Source organism: Stenotrophomonas sp. GD03877, from assembly GCF_029840555.1.
GTDB classification, from domain to species: domain Bacteria; phylum Pseudomonadota; class Gammaproteobacteria; order Xanthomonadales; family Xanthomonadaceae; genus Stenotrophomonas; species Stenotrophomonas geniculata.
In genome coordinates, this window is record NZ_JAOCCT010000069.1 from 1 (window position 1) to 3,030 (window position 3,030).

Annotated in this window: 2 protein-coding genes and 1 tRNA gene; 1 reads left to right on the top strand and 2 read right to left on the bottom strand. The window is 53.3% G+C overall.

Features of this window, described 5'->3' with window-relative positions; all coding sequences use genetic code 11:
• Nucleotides 1-1,021 precede the first annotated feature (1,021 nt).
• Nucleotides 1,022-1,095, bottom strand: a tRNA-Gly gene (locus N5D20_RS24560).
• Nucleotides 1,096-1,389: 294 nt separating this feature from the next.
• The gene (locus N5D20_RS24565; protein WP_063427190.1) at nt 1,390-1,719 is read right to left on the bottom strand and encodes a hypothetical protein; all 330 of its coding nucleotides are present in this window, start codon (nt 1,717-1,719) and stop codon (nt 1,390-1,392) included.
• Between the two features lie 171 nt (nt 1,720-1,890).
• On the opposite strand from N5D20_RS24565, the gene N5D20_RS24570 reads away from it, so the two are divergent.
• Nucleotides 1,891-2,817 (top strand): glyoxylate/hydroxypyruvate reductase A, encoded by a 927-nt coding sequence (locus N5D20_RS24570; RefSeq protein ID WP_279915263.1) that lies wholly within the window; start codon nt 1,891-1,893, stop codon nt 2,815-2,817.
• Nucleotides 2,818-3,030 lie beyond the last annotated feature (213 nt).

Sequence of the window (3,030 nt, forward strand, 5' to 3'; positions counted from 1 at the left end):
ACTTATCGCTTGAGATGGGGCTGGCCGTGAGTACAGCGCCGGTGGTTGACCTTGTTCGAGGGTCGGCAACGCGACTGGTACAGACCCAAGGAGCCCTCGTAGGCCGTAAGTCAGGCGCTCCATTGCTACGCAGGCACCATTGCTAGTGGTTACCATTTACCTATCGCGCCATAAGTCTTAGCATGTGACTTTGCTGCTTTGGCTGAGCGTGGGGATAGGTTTCCGAAGGCCTTAGTCAGGTAGGGGTTACGTTACCCTTGGGTTCCAAGTCATCCTTGCTACACCGGTTGAGAAGGCGCGCACCGTTCCCGGCCATTAGGCAAGGGGTTGGATAAGTAACGCTGTATACCCTGCGCAATGACTGCGCGATCTCCCTGTCTCAAACCATACATACCTATCATGTGGCAAGCTGGGCTAATGTCTTCTAGTCATCGCGCAATTGACGACGATCAGTGGGCAGAGGATACGAAACAACATGATTGCTACTGGGAGTTGGGTCGATCTATCAATAATGCCTGAGAAGAAAGCCACCGATAAACGCGCCCAATCACGCCTGGTTTTCTCGCCCACTTGAACCTATCGCGCCGCAAGTTTTCTACTGATTCTTGCTTTTACGCGTAATTTCCGAAGGAGGGCGTTGATTGGCCTCCGATAATTTCCTGCCTGCGTTGTCTGTTAGCTATTACTCGGTTACGGGCTTTCGGCATGGTTTTGCAGCGCTCAATCAAAGGAAGGTTAGCTAAAACCTACGCGCTAAAAAGCTATGAATATTGTATCCGTGCCTGCTGGGAGCTTTGACTTTCTGGGCTTGGGGGTTGATTACGGGATGGGGGGGATGGCGGTGGCAGGGGGGGGCTGCAGCTTGGTGAGTAAACAGATTTGGGCAATCCCCCCGCTTTTCAGGGGGCAGCGTGAGGAGGCTTTTGCGTTTCTTGGGGGAGGTTATTTTGACCGGAACACGCTAGGGTGATACCAAGCAGATGTCCAGCCAGGACTGTTAGAGAAGCTCTAAATCAAGGGTTGGAGCGGGTAGAGGGAATCGAACCCTCACCGATAGCTTGGGAAGCTATAGTTGTACCATTCAACTACACCCGCTTATTTCAACCTGATAGCGCAGCTAAGGTAGGGTACCTTTGGGCCTGCCCCGTCAACAGCTTGGTGGGCTGGATTCTTTTACTCACCAAGACGTGGTGTCCTATAAGACAGTTGGTTCTGTGAGGTGGTTGCTGGCACGTCTGGACAGACAGAAGTGATTCGTTTCTCCGCTACATTGATTCATGAATCACGTTTAGCTTGCGAGCTTCTCTCTGCACGGTGGCGAAAAAAAACGCAGTGGCCATCATCCATTCACTGAGATGGCCTCTCGCAGTTGGCAGGGAATAGTGGCCGTCAGAGCTTGAACTCGATGATTTCGCCAAGCCCTTGCACCATCATCACCACATGTACGGTTGTGTCTTTGTAAGCGCCCAAGGACTCCATCACCTCCTTGATTTGATTCCAGGCGATGTCCTCGGCCTCATTCCGCTTTTGAGTAATGGTCGTTTCGCTCAGGTGAACGACGCCTTTGAAAGCTGTCTCGACAGTTTCGAGCTTGTTCCATTCCTCAATCTCAATGCGGTTCAATTTTTGACGCAAGCGAACGGCTTGGTTCTGATGTTGCCGATCGGTTTCTGTATACGGAGAGACGCTGTAGGTCAGCAAGAAGGAGTGACTAGCCATGAGAGTCCTTTCTGTGGGGTACGGAAGTGCGAACGTCCCAGACTGCCCTCACTAGCTGAGGCCAACAATCAACTCAAAGTAGGAATTGGTTCGAGTTTTTTGGGGTTTTGGTGCCAAGTAATCACTGCTGTGGGCGGGCATGATGTCTGGTCAGAAATCTAGGAGCTAGACATGTGTATCCTGTACATGGCCGAGCCCGGCAGCGCAGCTGAATGGCGTCAGGTTTTTTCACAGCAGGCCCCAGAACTTGATTTTCGTCTGTGGCCAGATGCGGGTAATCCAGATGAGGTTCAGTACATCATCGCATGGGAGCCGATTCCGGATCTCATGCAGCGTTTCCCAAATCTCAAGGCGCTGTACTCAGCCGGCGCCGGTGTCGATCAGTTCGACCTGTCCCAGCTGCCAGAGCATGTCTCGATGGTGCGCCTCATCGAAACGTCGATGGCCGACATCATGGCCGAGTATGTAGTGTTTAGCGTGCTCGCCCTGCATCGTGACATTTTTGATTACCAGATTAGTCAGCGGGAGAGATGCTGGACGCCCTTGCCCATCGTTCCAGCCAGCGAGCGCCGCGTTGGCATCATGGGCGCAGGTAATTTGGGGCTAGTCGCTCTCGACCGTTTGCGACCCTTCGGCTTTCAGTTGAGCGCATGGAATCGCTCCTACAAAGAGGTACCGGATGGGCGGTGTTATGTCGGACGAGAAGAGCTGTATGACTTCTTGGAGCAGTGCGACATTCTGGTCAACCTTCTGCCTTTAACTCCTGAAACTCAGGGGATTCTGAATGCTGCCACGTTGAATCGGTTACCGCAGGGTGCTGGGCTTGTGAATGTCGCTAGAGGTGCGCACGTAGCTGAAGAAGATCTTCTGCAGGCATTGAATGGAGGAAGGCTCGGAGGAGCGGTTCTGGATGTTTTCGATCAGGAGCCACTTTCGCCTGATCATCCGTTCTGGTGCCACCCTCGAGTTTTGGTGACGCCGCACATTGCGAGCAACGTGCAGGTCAAAGGTGCCGTGGCTGTGATTACGGCGAATGTGGAGCGGGAGCAGCGTGGGTTGCCACTGCTCAACGTTGTTGATCGTTCAAAGGGCTATTGATGCTCTTGGGGGAGGGAGGCGTGTGAGGAGCCTCCCTCTCTTCATCTAGTGTCCGCCCAGATACGCCTCGCGCACCTCTTGGTTGCCGAGCAGTTCCTCGCCAGTCCCTGTCATTCTGATTTCGCCGGTCACCATGACATAAGCCCTGTCACTTAGGCGCAGGGCATGGTTGGCGTTTTATCAACCAGAAATTCCGGATACCCGGTATTTTCA